Source organism: Thiomonas sp. (assembly GCF_054608695.1).
In genome coordinates this window covers 1-19,528 of sequence record NZ_JBTRXV010000081.1, presented here as the reverse complement: position 1 = coordinate 19,528, position 19,528 = coordinate 1, and the positions used below count along the sequence as shown (strand labels likewise).

Sequence of the window (19,528 nt, the reverse complement as noted above, 5' to 3'; positions counted from 1 at the left end):
CTGGGGATGAGGCTTGAGGGGTGGGGCGGGTTGTCGGGTGGGTTGGCATCGTGGGCTCTCCGGGATGGGGATGCCAACCATCTCAGCACGGGACCGAGCGGATGCAAGTCGACGCCAGCCGACGTCAGCGGGAGCGGGAAACGGCGGGAGCAGGAAACGGCGGGAGCCGGTCGTGTCAACCCGACAAACCGTGAATTCCGTCACAGACAGACGGCCAGCTCCTGTTTAGGCTTCAGTCAGCGAGATGCTCTGCGCCATGCGCCGCATCGTGCACCGTCTTGTTCCGCCTGAAGGATCCAGCCATGGCCGCTGTCGAATTTGCGCGCAAAGTCACATCCACCACTCCGCCATGACAAGCCTTGATGGGTCGCATGGCGCACCTCAGTGCCCCATGCCGTCTGGACCCTCTCATCATTCATGCGCTGACCGCCATCTTGCCGCGTGAAGACGGCCCAGCGTACGTGGCCATCGCGACCCTAGAGTCTCTGAACGTCGCCCAGCGGGTTGGTGTACGTGTACGCCACGGTGCGATGCCGCATGCCGCCGGCGCCCGCATCGGCGCGGTCATTCATGTCCGCAGTGGCCATTGCCAAACCCAGGGCCCAGCCCACACCGTGTGCAAATTCTTGGGATCATCCAAGCATTCCAGACGGCAAAGAGTTCTTCCAACGTCGCGGTTGCCGGAGCCAAGTCGTCAGGCAATCCACAGCGCGCGAAGTCGCTGAGTCGGCTCTCGTCGGTCACCAGGTAGGCGTCTTCCTCCATCCCGAGCATGTCCAGAAAGAAGGCGCGGGCGATGTCAGTGACCGCATCGATCCGATCATGGTCAGCCAGGATGACTTTTTCATGGTGGCGCCACGCTACCGCGGCAATCCCAAGTGGATGCTGATGGCGTCCTCGATGGCGGTGAGATCCGCCTTGGAGAGCGTGCTGAGCTTGCTCTTCAGCCTTGCCTTGTCAGCCGTCATGATCTGGTCGGCCATCGCCTTGCCGGGTTTGCCGTCCAGCGTCACCAGCGCCTCGCCAGGGTACTGGCGACTGGTGTTGCTGGTCAGGGGCACGACCACCACGCGCGCGAGATTGCGATTGGCCGCATCGTTACTCACAATGACGGCTGGACGCGTCTTGCGGATTTCGCTGCCGACGGCCGGATCGAATTCCACCCACCAGACCTCACCGCGCAGCATCAGCCACATCCTGGGCCAGCGCGTTGCACCACTGCAGCGCCTCGGCTTCGCGTTCGGCATCGGCTGCCATGGCGCGGTAGCCGACATCCAGGACGGTATCCAGGACATGGGGCTTCACCAAGTCTTCGATGAACTGGCTGATGCGGCGCTTGCCGATGGCCCGGTGCAGGCCGTCGTACACCGCTTCATCCAGGGTAATGGTCATTCGCTTGTGCATGGCGATCTCGATACGTTGTATGCATAACGTATTGTAGGTCTTCCACTGTCCAGTTCAAAGCTGGACCTGGTGGGGTGCCATCGGCTGCAACGCCGGGATCATGAAGCGGCCAGGGTCAAGTCCATCTCCACCCCCGCCGCTGGCACCCAGCGATACAGCGTCGGCACCGACACCCCAACGTGGCCGCCACATCCTTGGCCGGCGTGCCCTGCGCCATGAGTGTGCGCGCCGCCTGCAATCCAGCCTTGGGGCGCTCGGCGATCAGCTCACGCTCCATCTGCGCCGGGCTGACCATGACATGGAAGCAGAACCGCCCGGAAGGGATGGATGTATGGATCGAATCGGTCAGGCTCCTGAACTGAATGCTCAGGGCCTGGAGTGATTCCACCAGATCCACAAGGCCTTTGACGGCGCGCTCCAAGCGATGGAGCTTCGGCGTACACGTTTTCACGCATAGTCAGGGCGCGCAGACGATCCCTGGCAGCTTGCTTTTGCCCTGCAAGACCGGGGATTCGTCAAACGCCGCGGCCGTTAAGGCCGCACATGGTGAAGCTCAAACCCGCCGTGCCCAGGGGCCCAGAGTCGCCCGCTCCAGGGCGCCCAGCTTGCGCTCAAACTTGGCCGAAGCCAGCAGCGAGCGCTCGCTGAGCCCGGCTCGGACTGCATGCGCATACTGCTCGCGCATCGCATCGAACGGCGCTCGCAGCAGCGCCTTGGCTGCCGACGCCAAGGGGGCAAAGCCACTGAACTGCGTCAAGCCTGCTGGCGGTTTGGAGCCGCCCACTGGGCTCTGACCAGCTTTGTTGTACGTGATTACCACAGCAGCCTCCGGCCCTGATGCCCCGGAACTGTGGCGTGCAGCAGGAGACTCTCATGCGAACTGCCACGGTATTCGAGCTCGTGGATACGACGCCCGAGGTCGGCGGTGTCGACGGACTGCGCCAGATAGTCTTCGTCGAGTTGCTCTTGCGATTCGAGGCCTGAAAAAACCTTCTGCAAAAACTGCTTGAACGTGCTCATGATGGTTCTCCCTCGTGAGGGGCCTTTCAAGGTGATTCGGGTTAACCCTAATTTAGCACTTCCTCGCCAGGGTTCAAGGACCAGATGCATCCGTGTTGCGTTGCAGCATCAGTGGGGGTGTCGAGGGGCCTGCACTGACACTGCAGGAGGTCCACCCCATCGACCCACTCTGACCCATGGTGTCGTTTATTTCAGACATGAATGAATAAGTTGTCTATAATGATAGACATCATGTCTCGCAGAGACCCCCTTGCCGAGCCCCTCGAGGTCACCCAATTCGTGGCTGAGGTGGGCACGCGTATCCGGCTCATGCGCCTTGCCCGTGGGATGAGCCAGGCCGACCTGGCCGCGCGCAGCGACATCAGCCGGCAAACGCTCATCGGCATCGAAAGCGGCTTGCTGTCCACCCGTTTCGCGGACGTGGCCAAACTGCTCTGGGCCTTGGACGACAGCGCCTTGCAGCACAGCCTGGCGAGCGCCGCACAGGACCCTGCCTACCAGGACGCGGTCCGGGCGCATCTGCCCCGATTCCGTCGGCGCCGGACGCCGAGCGAGGTCCAGCCATGACGCGGCGCGCCCCCGTATTTCGTTGGATGGTGGACGCGCAGGGCCATCGCATGCCTGTGCGCGTCGGCGAGCTGACGCAGGAGACCTCGCGGTGGGAGTTTGTCTTTGACCCGGACTACCTGGCCATGGGGACAAGCGCCTGGGAGTTGGACCCGACCGGCATCCGCAGGAAGCAAGGTTCAGCCTTCGTCGTCACCGGGGTGGCGCCGCATCCCGTCTTTTGCGATGTGGCGCTGTCGGGATGGTCACGCGGTGTCCTGCAGAACACGCTGCGCGCGCTGCCCAGCGCATCGGCTGGAGCGGCCACGGATGAGCCCTGGGGCTGGTGGGAGCGCCTGCTCTATGCCCCCCCGGATGGCTTTGGTGCCTTGTTCGTGGGCAGCCTTGCGGACAAACCACCGGCCGAGGCCTTGCTGGCCGCGGCTGCGGCATCGCTGACGGAGCAGTCGCTGCGCGACGCTTCGCTGGAGTCGTCGTCGGGAGCCATGGGCGGCGAGCGTCCCAAGCTTGCGGCGACGTACCGCAGTGCACCGGATGGCATCGACACGCCGGTCCTGCTCAAGTTCGCCCTGCCGTCGGAGCGCGCTGACAGCGTCGTGGCGGAGGCAACCGCGCTCACGCTGGGTGCGGAACTGGGCCTGCGCGTCCCGGCGCATGGCGTGCAGAGGGTCCATGACGTTCTGGCGCTGCGCATCGCCCGATTCGACCGAGAGCCCGGTCCCCATGGGGCGGTGCATCACTGTGTCAGCGCCGCCACCGCGCTTGGGCTTTACCCGTCGTCCGATGTGGAGGACCCGCGCCGCAGTTACGTGTTGCTGCGCTCGAAGCTGCGGGAGCCCGGTGATGGCCTGGAGTTGTTTCGACGCATCGTGCTCAATGCCGCCGTTGGCAATGGCGACGACCATCCCTGGAACACCAGCTTGCGCCAGGTCGGCCTTGGCACCTGGGAGCTCTCCCCGCTCTATGACGTCATGCCGTTCTTCCACCGCACGGGGATGACGACCTTCCGCATGGCGCTGACCCGCGGCGGTGGGAAGGCGGCCCGCTTGGCGAACCTGATGGCCGCGGGGCGTGAACTCGCGGGGCTGGGGCCCGATGCGGCGCAAGCGCAGATTGTGGACATCTTTGCCTCGGTGCGAGCGCGCTGGCGAGCCATTTTTGAGCGGCATGCAGCGGGGCTTGCTGGTGTTCACCCCGAGGACTGGGCTGCGGTCTTTGCCTCAGAACTGCCGACACGATGAGCCGGCCGCCAGGCTCGCCAACCCACCCGGCCGCCCCTAACAGGAAGATGACCTATGATGAACCTCTTTGCCATCTTGGCCCTTGCCTTGGTCCTCGGTCACGGGCGCGCCCCAAGCGGGGTCCGACAGCACGACCTGAAAGGCGTGCCCGATATGTCACTTTTGATCAACGCCATGGCTGCGACCCATATCAATTCGCGTGTTCAGAAGCACCGCACCGCACCGCACCGCACTGCGACTAGCAGGTCTGCGTCCAGTGCAAATCTGGGTACCGGACACGCGAAGGGCAGGTTTTGCCGAGAGTGCCTCCGCCAGTCGCGGCTTGTCGCACAATCAGATCAAGCTGATGCGACTCTGCACCAGGAGCTGGACGAGACACTGGCCGGCGTGGATGGCTGGACGATATGAGGGGGGCAACCTGGTGACCATCGCCATGCAGGGAGACTTTGGCAAGGCCCGCACTGGTGATGCAGGCGGACCACTACGACGCATGCGCAGCCGTCACGGCCTTGCCAGTGACAAGCACGCGCGTCGCCGCGCCGCTGCTGCGTATCACAGTTGCGCCTAGCACGGAAAAAAAACGGTTTGCAGAGGCCTTCGCAGATGATGGTGGACAAAGCTCCAACTGTCAAGCGGGAAAAAATTGGACCGGCCTTCGGCAGCCTGGAGCCCACTGCCATGTTGGAGTTCGCGCGATGCCTGGCCGTGTTCCTAGGAATCGCAAACTAAAGCGCCAGATTGCTCAGGATGCTCGGCAAACCTCCAACTCCAAATTGCTGTGCACTGCCCTGTGCTGCATCAGAGATCGAGGGCGCTCCGCAATCGCAATCCGGCTCAGTATTTAAGCCTGTTCCACGAGATGTTCCACGGCCACTTTGCGAAGCAGATTTAAGCCTAAAATCCAGAAATTACTTGCCATTTTACTGGACTGTTAATCCGCAGGTCCCTGGTTCGAGCCCAGGTCGGGGAGCCAAGAAATACAGAGGTAAATCAAGGCCTTACAGCGCAAGCTGTCGGGCCTTGATGCTTTTTCGGGCCGCAAATCCGGCGATGTCAGTGACTTTGTCAGTGACATCCGGTCGCCGAGCGTCGCGTGATCGCGCGCAATCAAACCAAGTCTGGGCGCAATCGATGCGACCCCCGCTGCCTAGCGCTTATGGCCGCCAAGCTCATTCGAATGGGCGGTGCCTCCTGTGCAGTGCCTGCGATTGCGCGAGAAATACCCTTTTCCGACGATCATCCTGCAAGAAAACTAGGCGCTTCAGCTTCCGGGGCGCAGCGCCAATCCATCGATGTTGTCGATGCTGCGGCGCCTGCGCATGGCACGGCCGATGCGGTCGAGTATTTCGTCGTTCAGAAGCTGTTTGGCCATCGGCAAAAGCTCTTCCTCTTCGCATGCGATATGGCGTTCGTAGAACTGAATGAAGGCCTCGACCTCGTTGGCGTCGAGACCTAGCGGATCTCCGTTTTCCAAGCGCGCCAAACTCAGCCGCAATTGCCTCCATGCAGTCTCGATCTCCCGGTGCTGCCGAGTCAAGGTTGTGATGATGTCGTGCAGATCAACCGCTCCCGATCCGGCCATGGACTCGAGCAAGGCGGGAAACAAATCCTGCTCCTCGTCTGCATGGTGGTCTTTGGCGGCGGTATCGAAATAGCGCATCACCCTGGAAGCTGCCCATTGGGCGTCTTGGTCCGCTCCGTACGTGACCACGTGAGGGAGCAGGCGGCGTAAGGTTGCGCACTGCGCCTCAACGCGCCCATGACAAGCGGAAAGCATTTCCAGGGGCACCTCGAAGCCGGCGACAGATGCCGAGCCCGCAAGATGATCGATCCGCATGATGGAGTCTCGTCTTTGAAAAATTCAGGCAGGTCGATGCGATGACCATGAACCATTGCGCGCGGAGCGAGACGGTACCGAGCCAGGGCTTCAGGCGTTGGAAGGGCACGATGCTCGTGATCACCTCGAACCACGCGGTGAAAGCGTAGATCACAAAACATTCAAGATCAATGCATATTTGAACGGTCGGCGTGACGTCGTCATCAAACATCGAGCAACGTCATGTCGCCATACCATGTTGCGGTGCCATCGATTGGAGAGCGAGATGTCGACGACCTTGCATGAGGATCTGGTTGCGGAGCATGAGCAGATGCTCGGCGTCCTGCAGCGGGCGCGATTGGCGCTGCTGGGCGGCGACATTGCCCAAGCGCGCGAAGCGCTCACGGCTTTGCACGAACAGCAGCAAACCCATATCGCACATGAGGAGGGCGCTTTGATTCCGAGACTTCCGGCCTCCGCGCGATGGGCGGCGAAGGTCTACCTGGCCGAGCACGGCAAGCTTTCAACAATGCTCGCCGAATGGCGCAATGCACTCTCTACCTTGCCTGTCCAGGTCAGCGACGGCAAGGAACGCTTGGCCCTGCTCGACGCCACCCTGCCGTTCCAGCATCTGCTTGAACATCATTTTGAACGCGAAGAAAAAGGGCTTTTCGTCGAAACACAGGCTTGAGTCGAACGCGCCGACGCCATGGCCGGTCAGGCCACGGGGGCGGCGCTATCCACGAATCTACGCAGCGCTGGATTGATGCATTCGGCCAAGGTGCTGCTGTTCATCTCCGCATAAACGCACGGCGCGCGTTCCAGCCTGGGGCGCAAGGCGCAAAATCCCGTGAGCACGCAGTTTCCACCGTCCTCGCGAAAACACTCGACCAGCGCCTGATCATCCTCCAGCCAAGCCAGCACTTCACCCAGCCGTATGGATGTCGGCCGCCCGAGCCGTCGCACGCCGCCGCCCGCCCCACGCATCGTTTGTACATGACCCCGGCGGCCAGGCGCTGCAGAACTTTGATCAGGTGATCTCGCGACACATTGAGCTTGGTCGCCAGTTCGGCACTCGGCCAGTTCGGCCGATCACTACTACGACCGGAATCGCCAAACGCTTTCGACATGCCACCATCTTCGGCGCCCTCGATGCTCTTGACCCCGGTGAAACCATGGAGTTCTTCAACGACCATGATCCGCTTCCGCTGCTTGCACAAATCCAGCAGCGCTATGGCGAACGGCTGCACATTGCGTATCAGTCGCGATCACCGGACGGGGTGTTGATCAACTTCTCGATCGTGAAGTCCTGAATCTCCGGACGAACTGTTGTGGTCGAATAGAAACCCCGAGCACCATCGATGGCTTCATTCGCTTTTGGGAAGGGGATCTGACATGGCCAAAAAATTTCCGACCCATCCAATTCACCCCGAGCGTATCTGCTGGGGATGCGACAGGTACTGTGCTGCGGACTCCATGAGGTGCGGAAACGGTTCGGAACGTGCGCAACATCCCGTCGAGCTTTTGGGGGAAGACTGGCTCGATTTTGGCCTCGACGCCGCGACAGCCTGTGATGCTGGATCACCAGAACAACCTGCTGTTCGGGATGCATCAGCAGCTCGTTCTGGCGGCATTGTTTGAGGCTGCCCAACCAGGACGGCATCAAGCTGTGCCGTTGTATCGCCCAGCCGTGTTGTGGGCCTGGCACGTGGGCTGATGGCCCAATCCTTGGATCGAAGCGGCAAAAACGGTTGCCATCTGCCTGTCGTCGATGCCGGTGTTTTCTGGCAGCCGGTGGTCTTGCCGTCCAACCCCAGGCGTTTGCCCTCGTGCGCGCAGCTGCCTCCGCGCATGTTGTCGCCGCCCGTGCCCATCGCGTCATCCCAATGCATCTCGACTCCCGACAAGTGTTGGAAGGGCGAATGGCTGCGCCGCGCTCCAAGCACCCGCCATCGAAATCTTGATCTTCCTTGACCTAGGTCATGACTACATCTAGTAGTTAACAAGACCATAAAACGCTAGATATAGTGTTTGCGTCGCCAGGAGAAAGAGATGAACCACCGAGCAGCAGAGCACCATCTGAGCCTTCCCCGCGAGGTCATCAAGCGCAATGGCGTTCGCGTGAGCTTCAACGCGCAGAAGATTTTTTCGGCCTTGCGCCGGGCCGGAGAAGCCACTGGCGAGTTCGGGTCCGATGAGGCCCAAGCACTTGGCGACGATGCCATCAAAGTCCTCATCCATCGCTTTGGCAATCAGGCGCCAGCCGTCGAGCAGATCCAGGATGTCGTTGAGCACGCGCTCATCGCAGCCAATTACTTCAAGAGTGCTCGCGCTTACATCGTTTATCGCGAGCAGCATGCCAAGCTGCGACAAGACTACAAAGCCCTGGTCGATGTGGAAAGCTCGGTGAATGAATACCTCAGTCGAGCCGACTGGCGCGTCAATGCGAACGCCAACCAGGGATATTCTTTGGGGGGGCTCATCCTGAACGTGGCGGGCAAGGTGACTGCCAACTATTGGCTTTCGCACGTCTATCCCGCCGAGATCGGCGAGGCGCACCGCAACGCCGATCTCCACATCCACGACCTCGACATGTTGTCCGGCTATTGCGCCGGGTGGTCACTGCGCACGTTGCTGAACGAGGGACTCAATGGGGTCCCCGGCAAGGTCGAGGCGGGACCCCCACGACACATGACGTCTGCCGTTGGGCAAATCGTCAATTTTCTGGGAACCCTGCAGAACGAATGGGCCGGCGCCCAGGCTTTCTCATCTTTCGATACCTATATGGCGCCCTTTGTGCGCCGGGATCAGATGTCTTATCCCGCCGTGCGGCAGTGCATACAGGAGCTGATCTACAACCTCAACGTTCCCTCCCGTTGGGGAACGCAGACTCCATTCACGAATCTCACTTTCGATTGGACTTGCCCCGAGGATCTGCGCGGCCAAACCCCGCTGATCGGAGGCGAGGAGATGCCCTTCACCTACGGCGAGTTGCAGGTCGAGATGGATCTGATCAACCGCGCCTACATCGATGTCATGACGGCCGGTGACGCCAAAGGGCGCGTGTTCACCTTTCCGATCCCGACCTACAACATCACGGCAGATTTTCCGTGGGAATCCGAGAATGCCCAGCGGCTGTTCGAAATGACTGCCAAGTACGGGCTGCCCTACTTCCAGAACTTCATCAACTCCGACCTCACTCCCAATATGGTGCGGTCCATGTGTTGCCGCTTACAACTCGATCTCCGCGAACTCCTCAAGCGCGGCAATGGCCTCTTTGGCTCGGCGGAGCAGACCGGTTCCGTCGGCGTGGTCACGATCAATTGCGCTCGACTCGGTTATCAGCACCGCGACGACGAGTCGGGTTTGCTCAGCCGACTGGATGCCCTGCTGGAGATGGGCAAGCAAAGCCTGGAGATCAAACGCAAGGTCATCCAGCGCCTCATGGACCAGGGCTTGTTCCCCTATACCAAGCGCTACCTCGGCACCCTGCGCAACCATTTTTCGACGCTGGGGGTCAACGGCATCAACGAGCTGATCCGCAACTTCACCGCCGACGCGCAGGACATCACCACGCCCTGGGGCCATGCCTTTGCCGTGCGCCTCCTCGACCATGTCCGAAACCGGATCGTGGCCTTTCAGGAAGAGACCGGGCATCTCTACAACTTGGAAGCTACGCCCGCTGAAGGCACCACCTACCGCTTCGCCAAAGAAGATCGCAAACGCTTTCCGGACATCCTTCAGGCTGGCACGGCGACACGCCCCTATTACACGAACTCGTCGCAATTGCCTGTGGGCTTCACGGATGATCCGTTCGAGGCCCTTGAGCGGCAGGAGCCCTTGCAGTCCAGGTACACAGGAGGCACCGTGCTCCATCTCTACATGCGCGAGCAACTGTCCAGCGGCGCGGCATGCAAAGAGTTGGTTCGCCGCGCGCTGACGCGCTTTCGCCTGCCCTACATCACCGTCACGCCCACTTTTTCCATTTGCCCCAAGCACGGGTATCTGTCGGGCGAGCACCCTTTCTGCCCCAAGTGCGATGAGGAAATCCTCGCGCGCAAACAGGGCCTGCTTGCCGCCTAGGGCCTTCACGGCCACACCAACCACTCTGGAGAACTGCCTTGTCACAGACCAACCACCCCACCGAACCCAACATGATGCAGCCGCGACTGCTCGACGACGAGCGCCAGGCATGCGAGGTCTGGACTCGCGTCATGGGCTACCACAGGCCGGTGTCGAGCTTCAACATCGGCAAGCAGGGCGAACACCTGGAACGACGATTTTTCGCCGAGCAACCGAGCATGCTCGGCGCCTGAAGCGCACATACGGATGGACGCATTGCGTGTGGGCGGGATCACCGCCCTGACCAGCATTGATTTTCCCGGCAAGCTCGCCGCCGTGATCTTCTGCCAGGGGTGCCCCTGGCGTTGCGGTTACTGCCACAACCCGCACCTGCTTGAGGCTGCGGCTCCAGCAGGCATGTCCTGGGAGTCCGTGCTGGACTTCCTGGAGCGCAGACGTGGGTTGCTGAACGGCGTGGTTTTTTCCGGAGGGGAACCCACGCTGCAAGCCGCGCTGGCCGAGGCCATGCAGCAGGTACGCGACCTGGGTTTCGAGATTGCGCTGCACACGGCCGGCATGTATCCCCAGCGCCTCGCAACGCTGCTCCCTCTGGTCGACTGGGTGGGGTTCGATGTGAAGGCGCCCTGGAGCCTCTACGACACGATCACCGGCACTCCAGGCAGCGGCCGCCGCGCAAGGACATCCCTGGATCATCTTCTGGCTTCGGGCGTACCCTTCGAATGCCGCACGACCTGGCATGCGGGCCTCTTCAGCGAAGCAGAACTGTTGTCCCTGGGCAAGATGCTCGCCGATCGGGGCGTGCGCCAATGGGTGGTGCAAGACTGCCGCTTGCCCGGGCAAACGCTGGCGCATCCATCAAGCCTGGATCGCGGCGCCTTGAGCAAGCAAATCCAGGGCCTGCAGATGCCCGGTTTCAAGCTGCGCGGGGATGACGCCAACGCCTTTCGCCTCCCTTCACCCCTCCTGAATCAACGTTGAGATCCTTCATGGAATCCCCCATTTCGATGACCAAGCGGCAACCAGAACTCGTCTGTCCAGCGGGTTCCCTGCGAGCCCTGGAAATGGCAGTGGACGCAGGCGCAGATGCTGTCTATCTGGGTTTGCGCGGCGCCACCAATGCGCGCAACTTCGCAGGTTTGAACTTCGATGATGCACAGATTCGTGCCGGCGTTGCCTATGCCCACAGGCATGGCGCTCAGGTCCTGATGGCACTCAACACCTTCGCCGCAGGGCAAGACCCGGAGCCCTGGTTTCGGGCGGTTGATCGCGCAGTCGAACTCGGGGCCGACGCCCTGATCGTGGCCGATGTCGCCGTGCTGGCCCATGCGCGGCGTCATCATCCGGACATGCGCCTGCATCTATCCGTGCAGGCCTCGGCGACGTCCTACGCAGCGATCGAGTTCTACCGTGAGCACTACGCCATTCAACGCGCGGTTCTACCCCGCGTCCTGACCTTGTCGCAAGTGGCGCATGTCATCCGGCACACCAGCGTCGACATCGAGGTGTTCGGATTTGGCAGTCTTTGCGTGATGGTGGAAGGCCGCTGCGCGCTGTCGTCCTATGCAACCGGCCAGTCGCCCAACAATGCCGGTGTGTGCTCGCCACCTTCAGCCGTGCGCTGGGTCGATCGTCGCGACACCGTCGAAGCGCGTCTGAGCGATGTCCTGATCGACCGCTACGCGCCCGATGAGCCACGGGCTTATCCAACCCTGTGCAAGGGCCGGTTCGATGTCGGCGGGGTGCGCGACTACGCACTTGAAGAGCCCACCAGCTTGAACACGCTCGAGCTGCTGCCCCAATTGATCGACGCCGGTGTCAAGGCGATCAAGATCGAAGGCCGCCAGCGAAGCCCCAGCTACGTCGCCGAGGTCACGCGGGTTTGGCGTGCCGCCATCGATCTGGCTGTATCGCCCCATCGCTATGCGGTGCTTCCCGCATGGTCGGCGCAACTTGCGCGGTGGGCTGAAGGGCAACAGCACACGCTTGGCGCCTATGACCGGCCCTGGCGCTAGCAACTCGCGCAGCCCCCCTCAATGGATACACACGCCATGACTGACCTCGTCACCACCCCAAGATTCGCATTGACAGTAGGCCCTGTTCAGTATTGGTGGCCAAGACCTGCGTTGATGCAGTTCTATGAGCATGTCGCTGACAGCGCTGCGGATACCGTCGTGCTGGGAGAGATCGTCTGCTCGCGCCGGCACGAGATGAAGCTCGCCGACTGGCTGGCGTTGGGGCGTGAATTGCAGGCTGCGGGCAAAGAGGTGATCCTGGCTTCTCAGGCCCTGGTGATGAGCGAGAGCGAGTTGCGCTCCGTGCGCGATCTGGTGAATCAGGATGAATTCGCGGTGGAAGCCGGTGACGTGTCGGCCATCCAGGCCCTTGTGCAGGCGCGGCGTGGGCCGCGTGATCTCCAGCCCTTTGTTCTCGGCCCCCATCTCAACATCTACAGCCGGGAGGCGCTTTTGGAACATGCCGCATGGGGCGCAGGGCGATGGGTTGCCCCAGCGGAGCTATCGCTGGATGCCATTGCCTGCGTGAACCCAAGGGGCAATCCGGTGCGCGCGGTCAGTGGAGACGAGATCCCCACCGAGATTTGGGCTTTTGGGCGCCTGCCACTTTCATTCTCGGCGCGATGCTTCACCGCACGGCATCATCACTTGCACAAGGACTCCTGTGCGTTCCGCTGCCTTGATGATGCGGACGGACTCTTGCTCAGCAGCAGCGAGGGCCAACCCTTCCTTTGTTTGAACGGAACCCAGGTTCAGTCAGCCGGCGTGCAAGCCCTGATCGGGGAGGCCCAGGCCCTGCAACAGGCGGGCGTCTCGCGCCTTCGGCTATCGCCTTGCAGCCAGGGCTTCATGGAAGTGCTCGCGCAGTTCGACGCCGTTTACAACCAGGGAGCATCGGCCGATGACGCACTGGCGACCCTGCGTGCGATGCGCTTGCCGGGCACCTTGGTCAATGGTTACGTCCACCGCCAGCCCGGCATGCAATTTGTTCTGAACAGTGTCTAACGCCGCAGCGGCATTGCTCTGGCAGAACTCCATCAAGGAATGTTGAACATGTCCATGTCGAAGCATGACTTCGCGATTTCGAGCGACGTTCACCAGGGCGCTTCTGCCCGTTGGCTGAACGCCCTGGGGAGTGCCGCCGTGCACATTGCCGCATCCATTCCCGAACCGTTGCGCCAAGTCGTTCGCGCGTTGCCGATGCAACCTCCATCGTTTGCGCTGGCACGCCTGCTTGATCGCGTTTTGCTCCCGCACCTGGATTCCGAGACGCATTCGGCGTGGTCTGGGCGGACGGTTTGCCTGGATCTCGAAGACCTTGGGCTGCGACTTCGTTTGCGGCTGAACGCTCAGGGGTTCAGGGTCGCGCCACTCGATGACCCCGCTGCAGTCACCATCCGCAGTACGAGCGCGTCCCTATGGCGCCTGGTGCGAGGCATCGACGATGCCGACCGGCTGTTTTTTGAGCGCGCACTGGTGATGGAAGGCGATACCGAATTCGGGTTGATGTTGAAAAACACGCTCGATGCCATCGGCCCCTTATGGCGCTGAGTACCGGGAAGCGATGACTGAAACCTGCGCGAACCGTCGAACCCGGCTTGGCGTATCGACCGATCGGTACGGCAGCCATGTGCATGCAACGCTTTCAAACCCGACGAGCCTGGAAATGACGACCACACTGACCGCACGCTTGCTGCATGCCCTGAAACAGCGAGGGGCTACCGAAATTTTCGGGATTCCCGGCGACTTTGCCCTACCGCTTTTTCGCGAATTCGAGCGCTGCGCCGCCCTGCCCCTCTACACGTTTTCCCACGAACCAGGAGTCGGTTTCGCGGCGGATGCTGCCGCACGCCTGCGCGGCGGTTTGGGGGTGGCGGCCGTCACCTATGGAGCCGGCGCACTGAACATGGTCAACGCCGTGGCTGGCGCCTACGCCGAACGTGTCCCCGTGGTCGTGATCTCCGGAGCACCCGCCACGCACGAGGCCGCCAGCGGCTATCTGCTGCACCATCAGGTCAAGACCCTGGATTCGCAGTGGAAGATTTATCAGGAAATAACCGTCGATCGTGCCAGGTTGGATGATCCGTCCACCGCGCCTCAACACATTGCACGGGTGCTCGACACAGCACTGCGCGCATCACGTCCCGTCTACATCGAGATACCGCGGGACATGCCTGGACGGATCTGCGGGGCAGTACCCACCCTCCCCTGGCCCAAGCATGATGCGGAGGCTCTGGCCACCTGCGCCGATGAACTGCTATCGCGCCTGCAAGGCGCACAACACCCCGTCCTGATGGTTGGCGTGGAAGTGCGGCGCTACGCGCTGGAATCCCGCGTGGCCGAACTCACGCGCAGACTGGGGATTCCCGTGGTGACCAGTTTCATGGGGCGCGGTTTGTTGACCGGAGCCGAGGTTCCTCTGCGCGGCACTTATCTGGGTCTGGCTGGAGACCCGGCCATCGCCACCGAGGTTGAAAACTCCGATGCGCTGCTGCTGCTCGGGGTGATCGTGTCGGACACCAATTTTGCCGTGTCGGCCCAACGCATCGATCTTCGGCACGCCATCCAGGCGCTTGAGGGTCGTGTGGTGATGGGACATCATGTCTACCCTGACGTACCACTCGCGGCGCTGATCGATGCCCTGCTGGAGCGGGTACCGGCTGCGCAGGTCCAGCGTGCCGAACAGCGCTCGGAGGTTTTTTCACTCCCCGCAGAAGACGCTGAAGACGCACCAGTCAACCCGCTCGACATTGCTGCTGCCGTCAACTCGTTGATGCAACGGCATGGCGCGATGCCGCTTGCCAGCGATGTCGGGGATTGCCTGTTCACGGCCATGGACATCGGGCCGACCGAACTCATCGCCCCAGGCTACTACGCGACCATGGGCTATGGCGTGCCGGCAGGGCTGGGCTTGCAAGCGTCCACGGGGCAGCGCCCCATCATTCTGGTCGGTGACGGTGCCTTTCAAATGACAGGGTGGGAATTGGGCAATGCCTGCCACTATGGATGGGATCCCATCGTTCTAGTCTTCAATAACTCGGCATGGGAAATGCTCCAGGTGTTCGAGCCTGGCGCTCGCTTCACCGCATTGCCGACGTGGGACTTTGCGTCGATGGCGACTGGCATGGGGGGTGACGGCGTCGTGGTGCGCACGCGCCTGGAACTCAAAAATGCACTCGAGCATGCCCACGCCACGCGAGGACGTTTTCAGTTGCTGGACATTCGACTGGCACCGGGGGCGCTGTCACCAACGCTGGAGCGGTATGTGCATGCTGTGCGGCGGTTGTCGGCACCGGCTGGGTAGAACTCATCAACCGGCCAAAGCCATGCTGCCGAACCACTGCGCCGCGGGTGGCCTGGCCTTAGACGATGCTGAACAAGCCTCCGCGATGCAGCGCTCGATGTGGAAATGCGATGCGCACGAGAGGCTTGTTCAGCGTACGCCTAAACGCAGGGTCGAGGATTCTGGGACTTCGCGCCGGTCGGTGTGCTCGGGATTGCGCGATCGTGCTTGGCGATGGCGCCAGCTCGCCAAGCACGGCGTCCTGCCTCAATCGCCAGCGCGAAGGCTCGTGCCATCTCGACCGGATCGCGCGAGCGCGACACCGCCGAGCACAGCAGCACGGCATCGAACCCCATCTCCATGGCTTGTGCGGCATGCGAAGGCGTACCGAGGCCGGCGTCCACGATCAGGGTGGCATCCGGCAGGCGTTCGCGCAGCGTGCGCAGTGCGAACGGGTTGAGCAAGCCCTGTCCTGAACCGATGGGCGCGCCCCAGGGCATCAGCACCTCGCAGCCCGCGTCAAGCAGGCGCCGACAGGTCAACAGGTCATCCGTGCAGTAGGGCCAGACGACAAAACCCTCACGCACCAGCACGCGCGCGGCTTCCACGAGTTCGACGGGATCGGGCTGCAGGGTGTGCTCCTCGCCGATCACTTCGAGCTTGACCCAATGGGTCTGATAGAGCTCGCGTGCCATGTGCGCCATTTCGATCGCATCGCGCGCGCTGTAACACCCAGCGGTATTGGGCAGCAAACGTGCGCCACATGTCTCCAGGGTCTCACGCAGGGCGGCGATGAAGCCGTCACTTTCCTGCGCAGCAAGAACCCGTTTGAGACCGACGGTCACGACCTGCGTGCCGGAGGCGCGAATCGAACCGCTCAGGGCCTGCGGCGATGGGTAGCTGGCGCTGCCCAACAGGAATCGGCTCTCGAGCTTGACGCCCGCGACACTCCAACCAGCGTCAGCGCCAGTCGTTGATTCTCGATACATGGCTTGAGTCCTTTGTCAGTTCAAGTCTGACGGTGGGTCTAAAAAAGAGAATGAGGCCGCCTACAGCGACCCTGCGCAGGGGTGCCGGGCTGCCGGGCCTGTGGTGGCGTCGTGCCAACGCCCGGACATCCCTGGCGTGCGGCATGGGCCAAGCATTCGCCCGCGCATGCACGCTCGGCCGTCTCGGAGCGCGAGCTTGCAAGATAGGTTTGGGGCTGTGCGGGAATCGGGCTGTACGTCAGCAAGCCGTGTGTGAGCAAACTGCCATCCGCATGCATGTCAAGCCCCCTTCGATCGTGATGAAACTGACTGTTCGGAGGGTGCCCCAGGCGACTGGCGCTTTCGGGGCGCCGCCAGCCTGGAATCCAAGCTCTCCTTCCGCCGGGACTAACCGGTTCAAGTTCGCGGGTTTGGTTTGACCATCTCAGCACGTCGATTCATGCACCCCGGAGCGATGAAGATTCTGGCATAGGACGGCATGGCCGTCAATGCGACCAGCCGTCGATGCACGTGTCGAAGACCGCACAAGATTCGCCCAACCAAGTGGGGCCCCAGGTCGTTTGCTCGAATGCGCTATGCGCCGCCGACGAACGAGAAATCGGCTTCTGGCTCGAGCCCGCTGATGATGCGCGCGATGCTCTTGCCTGAGCCGCAAGACAAGGTCCAGCCCAGGCTGCCGTGGCCGGCATTGAGAAAGAGATTGCGCAGGCGACTGCGCCCGATGATGGGGACGTTGCCCGGTGTCGCCGGGCGCAGGCCGGTCCAGAACCGCGCTTGCGCGCCGTCTCCCGCGCCCGGAAAGAGTTCCTCGACCCGTTTGAGGATGGCCTCGCAGCGCTGACGGTCAAGGTTTCGCTCATAGCCATTCAACTCGGCCGTACCTGCGATGCGCAAGCGATCGCCAAGGCGCGAAAACACGAGTTTGTGGGCATCGTCGCTCAACGAAACCTGGTGCGCCATCGCGGGGTCCTTCACCGGCATGGTCACCGAGTAGCCCTTGAGCGGATAGATGGGAAGCTCGATGCCCAGCGGCTTGGCGAGCAAGGCGCTCGTACTTCCCATCGCGAGCACGTAGGCATCGCCGCGTATGCATTGAAAGCGGCCATCCTCGTCGGTCGCCTCAACGTGGTCGATCTGCCCTCCCGCCTCACGCAGCGCAGTGACGGTGTGGCTCATCAAGAACTGCACGCCGTCGTCTTCGCAGCGCCCGGCGAGTTCGCGGGCAAAACAGTTCGCATCTCCCGACTCGTCTTCGGCGGTGAACGTGGCTCCGACGAGCTTGGCGCCGATATGCCCCAGCGCGGGCTCGATGCGCACGGCCTCGTCGGCGGAAATGACGCGTCGATCACAGCCCAAGGCACGCATCCGGGCCGCAGCAATCGCCACGTTTTCAAATGCCTTGCGGCTTGTGTAGAAATGGAGAATGCCCTGTGCGCGGTGGTCATAGGCGATACCGCGCTCCCGGCGGAGTTGCCGCAGCACCTCACGGCTGTAGGTGCCGAGGCGAATCAGCTGCGCCGTATTGTGGCTCGTACGCCCCGGTCGGCATTCCGCCAGGAACTGCATGCCCCAGCGCCACTGCCTCGGGTCCATGCGCAAGCGGAACCGCAGCGGAGCATCGGCCCTTCCGAGCCACTTCAACAGTTGTAATGGCGCACTCGGGTTGGCCCAGGGCTCGGCGTTGCTCACGGAAATCTGGCCTCCGTTGGCAAAGCTGGTTTCCGCGGCTGGTTTGGCCTGGCGGTCGACCACCATGACCTCGTGACCCTGCTGACGCAGGAAGTACGCCGATGCGATGCCGATCAGACCGGCGCCGAGAACGATCACTTTCATCGGATGTCCCTAGGAAAATCTGCTTGCGAGGAAACGCGCCCCGGCGAGCCAGGTCCAAGCCACTGCGCTGACCGGAGCGAAGGCCAGCCCGCTCGGGTGCTACGAGCCGGCTCCATGGTCCGACGGCGAAAGAGACCCCGTTTGAATGCGACGCTTGGCGCTTTCAAGGCGCAATTCTTCCAGCGCAGTTTCAGACATGTTTTTCTGCACAAAAGCAATGTGCTGCCTTGCGGCCAGCGCTGCCGCTTGCGAACTACGGGCGCGCATTTTCTCCCAGATGTCCCGGTGTTGCTCGCGCAACTGCTGCCACTTCTCGGGGTGGGCATGCAGGTAGTGCAGATTTTTTTCCACATGATCCTGAATCAGTCGATGCAGGCTTGCACTGAGATGCGCGATCAGGACGTTATGGGATGCTTCGGCGATCGCTTGGTGAAATTCAACATCATTTTTGATGCAAGCCTGAAGGTCGTCTTGCTCATAGGCCAACTCCAACGCATCGAACGCCACACCGATGCGTTTCAGGTCGAAATCATTGGCACGTTCCGACGCCAATAGCGCGGCCTGGCTTTCCAACATGTGCCGGAATTCCAGCAGGTCGTGCTGCAGGGTCGGATGTCCGCTGAGCATATCTCTCCACGGATCGACGAAGCTTGCCTGCAGCCTGTCGGTCACGACCGTGCCGCCACCCTGGCGCGTGCGTATCAGGCCTTTGGAGACCAATTTTTGTAGCCCTTCACGCAGGGAGGGCCGTGACACACCAAGCTGCTCGGCCAGCTCACGCTCAGGCGGCAGACGATCCCCGGCCCTCAAGGAGCCCTCGAGGATGCGCCGTTCAAGGTCGCTTGCGATCGTATCCGACAGTTTGATGATATCCATGCGTATTGCCTCGTCCATTCTGGTATGACCAATTTTATTTTAAATTGGGGAAGCTTTTCAAATTCCGACAGATTCAGTCTGCTTTGCTGATTTCTTGACGACATGAAGGAACACCTTTCTAATAGATATAGGTCTTACCAAATGACCAATGCTTCTTGAAAGCGTTAGGCTACAGAGACTCCAACCAGGGGTCGCGCCGAGAGTCACCCGCACATCAAGCATGCGAGTTGACGTCACCGAAGAGCGCAAGCCATTCCCAATCCATTCAATTTCCTGGAAGGAGACTCCATGACCCTGTCGACCGCTTTACCTGCGGGCATTCTTTTCGCGCAGCCGCTGACGCCTGTAGCGGGCTCGCTGCTGCTGTCGTTTGTGGTGGCGGCCATTCCCATTGCGGTGGCGCT

22 protein-coding genes, 1 tRNA gene, 2 pseudogenes and 1 riboswitch are annotated in these 19,528 nt (G+C 61.8%); of the genes and pseudogenes, 14 read left to right on the top strand and 11 right to left on the bottom strand.

The window, feature by feature from the left end; genetic code table 11:
- Positions 1 to 860: 860 nt before the first annotated feature.
- The 5 genes and pseudogenes from ACYCUK_RS19115 to ACYCUK_RS19095 form a co-directional block, all read right to left on the bottom strand.
- Positions 861 to 1,187, bottom strand: coding sequence for a type II toxin-antitoxin system PemK/MazF family toxin (locus ACYCUK_RS19115; RefSeq protein ID WP_461596247.1), 327 nt, complete (start codon positions 1,185 to 1,187; stop codon positions 861 to 863).
- Positions 1,174 to 1,404, bottom strand: a complete 231-nt coding sequence (locus tag ACYCUK_RS19110) for an addiction module antitoxin (RefSeq protein WP_461596246.1) — start codon at positions 1,402 to 1,404, stop codon at positions 1,174 to 1,176. The genes ACYCUK_RS19115 and ACYCUK_RS19110 overlap by 14 nt, the downstream gene beginning before the upstream one ends.
- A gap of 98 nt (positions 1,405 to 1,502) precedes the next feature.
- Positions 1,503 to 1,837 (bottom strand): annotated as a pseudogene (locus ACYCUK_RS19105) (recombinase family protein); the annotation flags it as partial.
- A gap of 120 nt (positions 1,838 to 1,957) precedes the next feature.
- On the bottom strand, positions 1,958 to 2,224 hold the full coding sequence (locus ACYCUK_RS19100) for a hypothetical protein (RefSeq protein ID WP_461596245.1): 267 nt from the start codon (positions 2,222 to 2,224) through the stop codon (positions 1,958 to 1,960).
- Positions 2,218 to 2,424, bottom strand: coding sequence for a DUF3563 family protein (locus ACYCUK_RS19095; protein WP_461596244.1), 207 nt, complete (start codon positions 2,422 to 2,424; stop codon positions 2,218 to 2,220). The genes ACYCUK_RS19100 and ACYCUK_RS19095 overlap by 7 nt, the downstream gene beginning before the upstream one ends.
- Before the next feature lie 231 nt (positions 2,425 to 2,655).
- Between ACYCUK_RS19095 and ACYCUK_RS19090 the strand changes: the two genes are divergently transcribed.
- The 4 genes and pseudogenes from ACYCUK_RS19090 (at position 2,656) to ACYCUK_RS19075 (ending at position 5,205) form a co-directional block, all read left to right on the top strand.
- Positions 2,656 to 2,991 (top strand): helix-turn-helix transcriptional regulator, encoded by a 336-nt coding sequence (locus ACYCUK_RS19090; RefSeq protein ID WP_461596243.1) that lies wholly within the window; start codon positions 2,656 to 2,658, stop codon positions 2,989 to 2,991.
- Entirely contained in the window at positions 2,988 to 4,232 is a 1,245-nt protein-coding gene (locus ACYCUK_RS19085) for a type II toxin-antitoxin system HipA family toxin (protein ID WP_461596242.1), read from the top strand. The genes ACYCUK_RS19090 and ACYCUK_RS19085 overlap by 4 nt, the downstream gene beginning before the upstream one ends.
- Before the next feature lie 199 nt (positions 4,233 to 4,431).
- Positions 4,432 to 4,640, top strand: a pseudogene (locus ACYCUK_RS19080) (antitoxin MazE family protein).
- Positions 4,641 to 5,132: 492 nt separating this feature from the next.
- A tRNA-Asn gene (locus ACYCUK_RS19075) sits at positions 5,133 to 5,205 on the top strand.
- Positions 5,206 to 5,493: 288 nt separating this feature from the next.
- Here ACYCUK_RS19075 and ACYCUK_RS19070 read toward each other — a convergent pair.
- Both ACYCUK_RS19070 and ACYCUK_RS19065 read right to left on the bottom strand, forming a co-directional pair.
- Positions 5,494 to 6,021 (bottom strand): hemerythrin domain-containing protein, encoded by a 528-nt coding sequence (locus ACYCUK_RS19070; RefSeq protein WP_461596241.1) that lies wholly within the window; start codon positions 6,019 to 6,021, stop codon positions 5,494 to 5,496.
- Positions 5,981 to 6,280 (bottom strand): hypothetical protein, encoded by a 300-nt coding sequence (locus ACYCUK_RS19065; RefSeq protein WP_461596240.1) that lies wholly within the window; start codon positions 6,278 to 6,280, stop codon positions 5,981 to 5,983. The genes ACYCUK_RS19070 and ACYCUK_RS19065 overlap by 41 nt, the downstream gene beginning before the upstream one ends.
- Before the next feature lie 54 nt (positions 6,281 to 6,334).
- Here ACYCUK_RS19065 and ACYCUK_RS19060 point away from each other — a divergent pair, with 54 nt between their 5' ends.
- Positions 6,335 to 6,739 carry a hypothetical protein gene (locus ACYCUK_RS19060; RefSeq protein ID WP_461596239.1) on the top strand — a complete coding sequence of 135 codons (405 nt, stop codon included), beginning with the start codon at positions 6,335 to 6,337 and terminating at the stop codon, positions 6,737 to 6,739.
- 26 nt (positions 6,740 to 6,765) lie between these two features.
- Here the strand turns inward: ACYCUK_RS19060 and ACYCUK_RS19055 are convergent, their stop codons facing one another.
- Positions 6,766 to 7,035 carry an Rrf2 family transcriptional regulator gene (locus ACYCUK_RS19055; protein ID WP_461596238.1) on the bottom strand — a complete coding sequence of 90 codons (270 nt, stop codon included), beginning with the start codon at positions 7,033 to 7,035 and terminating at the stop codon, positions 6,766 to 6,768.
- Positions 7,036 to 7,097: 62 nt separating this feature from the next.
- Here ACYCUK_RS19055 and ACYCUK_RS19050 point away from each other — a divergent pair, with 62 nt between their 5' ends.
- The 9 genes from ACYCUK_RS19050 to ipdC all read left to right on the top strand — a co-directional run bounded on the left by ACYCUK_RS19050 (position 7,098) and on the right by ipdC (position 15,447).
- The gene (locus ACYCUK_RS19050) at positions 7,098 to 7,361 is read left to right on the top strand and encodes a DUF2249 domain-containing protein (RefSeq protein WP_461596250.1); all 264 of its coding nucleotides are present in this window, start codon (positions 7,098 to 7,100) and stop codon (positions 7,359 to 7,361) included.
- Positions 7,362 to 7,443: 82 nt separating this feature from the next.
- Positions 7,444 to 7,689, top strand: a complete 246-nt coding sequence (locus tag ACYCUK_RS19045) for a DUF3079 domain-containing protein (protein ID WP_461596237.1) — start codon at positions 7,444 to 7,446, stop codon at positions 7,687 to 7,689.
- A gap of 411 nt (positions 7,690 to 8,100) precedes the next feature.
- Positions 8,101 to 10,131 carry a ribonucleoside triphosphate reductase gene (locus tag ACYCUK_RS19040; RefSeq protein WP_461596249.1) on the top strand — a complete coding sequence of 677 codons (2,031 nt, stop codon included), beginning with the start codon at positions 8,101 to 8,103 and terminating at the stop codon, positions 10,129 to 10,131.
- Positions 10,132 to 10,202: 71 nt separating this feature from the next.
- On the top strand, positions 10,203 to 10,364 hold the full coding sequence (gene nrdD / locus ACYCUK_RS19035) for an anaerobic ribonucleoside-triphosphate reductase (RefSeq protein WP_461596248.1): 162 nt from the start codon (positions 10,203 to 10,205) through the stop codon (positions 10,362 to 10,364).
- Between the two features lie 13 nt (positions 10,365 to 10,377).
- Positions 10,378 to 11,109 (top strand): anaerobic ribonucleoside-triphosphate reductase activating protein, encoded by a 732-nt coding sequence (locus ACYCUK_RS19030; RefSeq protein WP_461596236.1) that lies wholly within the window; start codon positions 10,378 to 10,380, stop codon positions 11,107 to 11,109.
- Positions 11,110 to 11,117: 8 nt separating this feature from the next.
- Positions 11,118 to 12,143: a ubiquinone anaerobic biosynthesis protein UbiU gene (gene ubiU / locus ACYCUK_RS19025; RefSeq protein ID WP_461596235.1), complete on the top strand. Its 1,026-nt coding sequence runs from the start codon at positions 11,118 to 11,120 to the stop codon at positions 12,141 to 12,143.
- A 36-nt stretch (positions 12,144 to 12,179) separates the two neighbouring features.
- On the top strand, positions 12,180 to 13,148 hold the full coding sequence (locus ACYCUK_RS19020; RefSeq protein WP_461596234.1) for a U32 family peptidase: 969 nt from the start codon (positions 12,180 to 12,182) through the stop codon (positions 13,146 to 13,148).
- Positions 13,149 to 13,196: 48 nt separating this feature from the next.
- The gene (gene ubiT, locus ACYCUK_RS19015; RefSeq protein WP_461596233.1) at positions 13,197 to 13,694 is read left to right on the top strand and encodes a ubiquinone anaerobic biosynthesis accessory factor UbiT; all 498 of its coding nucleotides are present in this window, start codon (positions 13,197 to 13,199) and stop codon (positions 13,692 to 13,694) included.
- A gap of 115 nt (positions 13,695 to 13,809) precedes the next feature.
- Entirely contained in the window at positions 13,810 to 15,447 is a 1,638-nt protein-coding gene (ipdC, locus tag ACYCUK_RS19010; protein ID WP_461596232.1) for an indolepyruvate/phenylpyruvate decarboxylase, read from the top strand.
- A gap of 140 nt (positions 15,448 to 15,587) precedes the next feature.
- On the opposite strand, the gene ACYCUK_RS19005 is transcribed toward ipdC, so the two are convergent.
- From ACYCUK_RS19005 to ACYCUK_RS18995, 3 genes are all read right to left on the bottom strand, one after another.
- Positions 15,588 to 16,415: a thiazole synthase gene (locus ACYCUK_RS19005; RefSeq protein WP_461596231.1), complete on the bottom strand. Its 828-nt coding sequence runs from the start codon at positions 16,413 to 16,415 to the stop codon at positions 15,588 to 15,590.
- 356 nt (positions 16,416 to 16,771) lie between these two features.
- Positions 16,772 to 16,874: riboswitch (TPP riboswitch) on the bottom strand.
- Positions 16,875 to 16,988: 114 nt separating this feature from the next.
- Positions 16,989 to 18,248 carry a D-amino acid dehydrogenase gene (locus ACYCUK_RS19000; protein ID WP_461596230.1) on the bottom strand — a complete coding sequence of 420 codons (1,260 nt, stop codon included), beginning with the start codon at positions 18,246 to 18,248 and terminating at the stop codon, positions 16,989 to 16,991.
- Between the two features lie 99 nt (positions 18,249 to 18,347).
- The gene (locus ACYCUK_RS18995) at positions 18,348 to 19,124 is read right to left on the bottom strand and encodes a GntR family transcriptional regulator (protein ID WP_461596229.1); all 777 of its coding nucleotides are present in this window, start codon (positions 19,122 to 19,124) and stop codon (positions 18,348 to 18,350) included.
- Between the last annotated feature and the right edge of the window lie 404 nt (positions 19,125 to 19,528).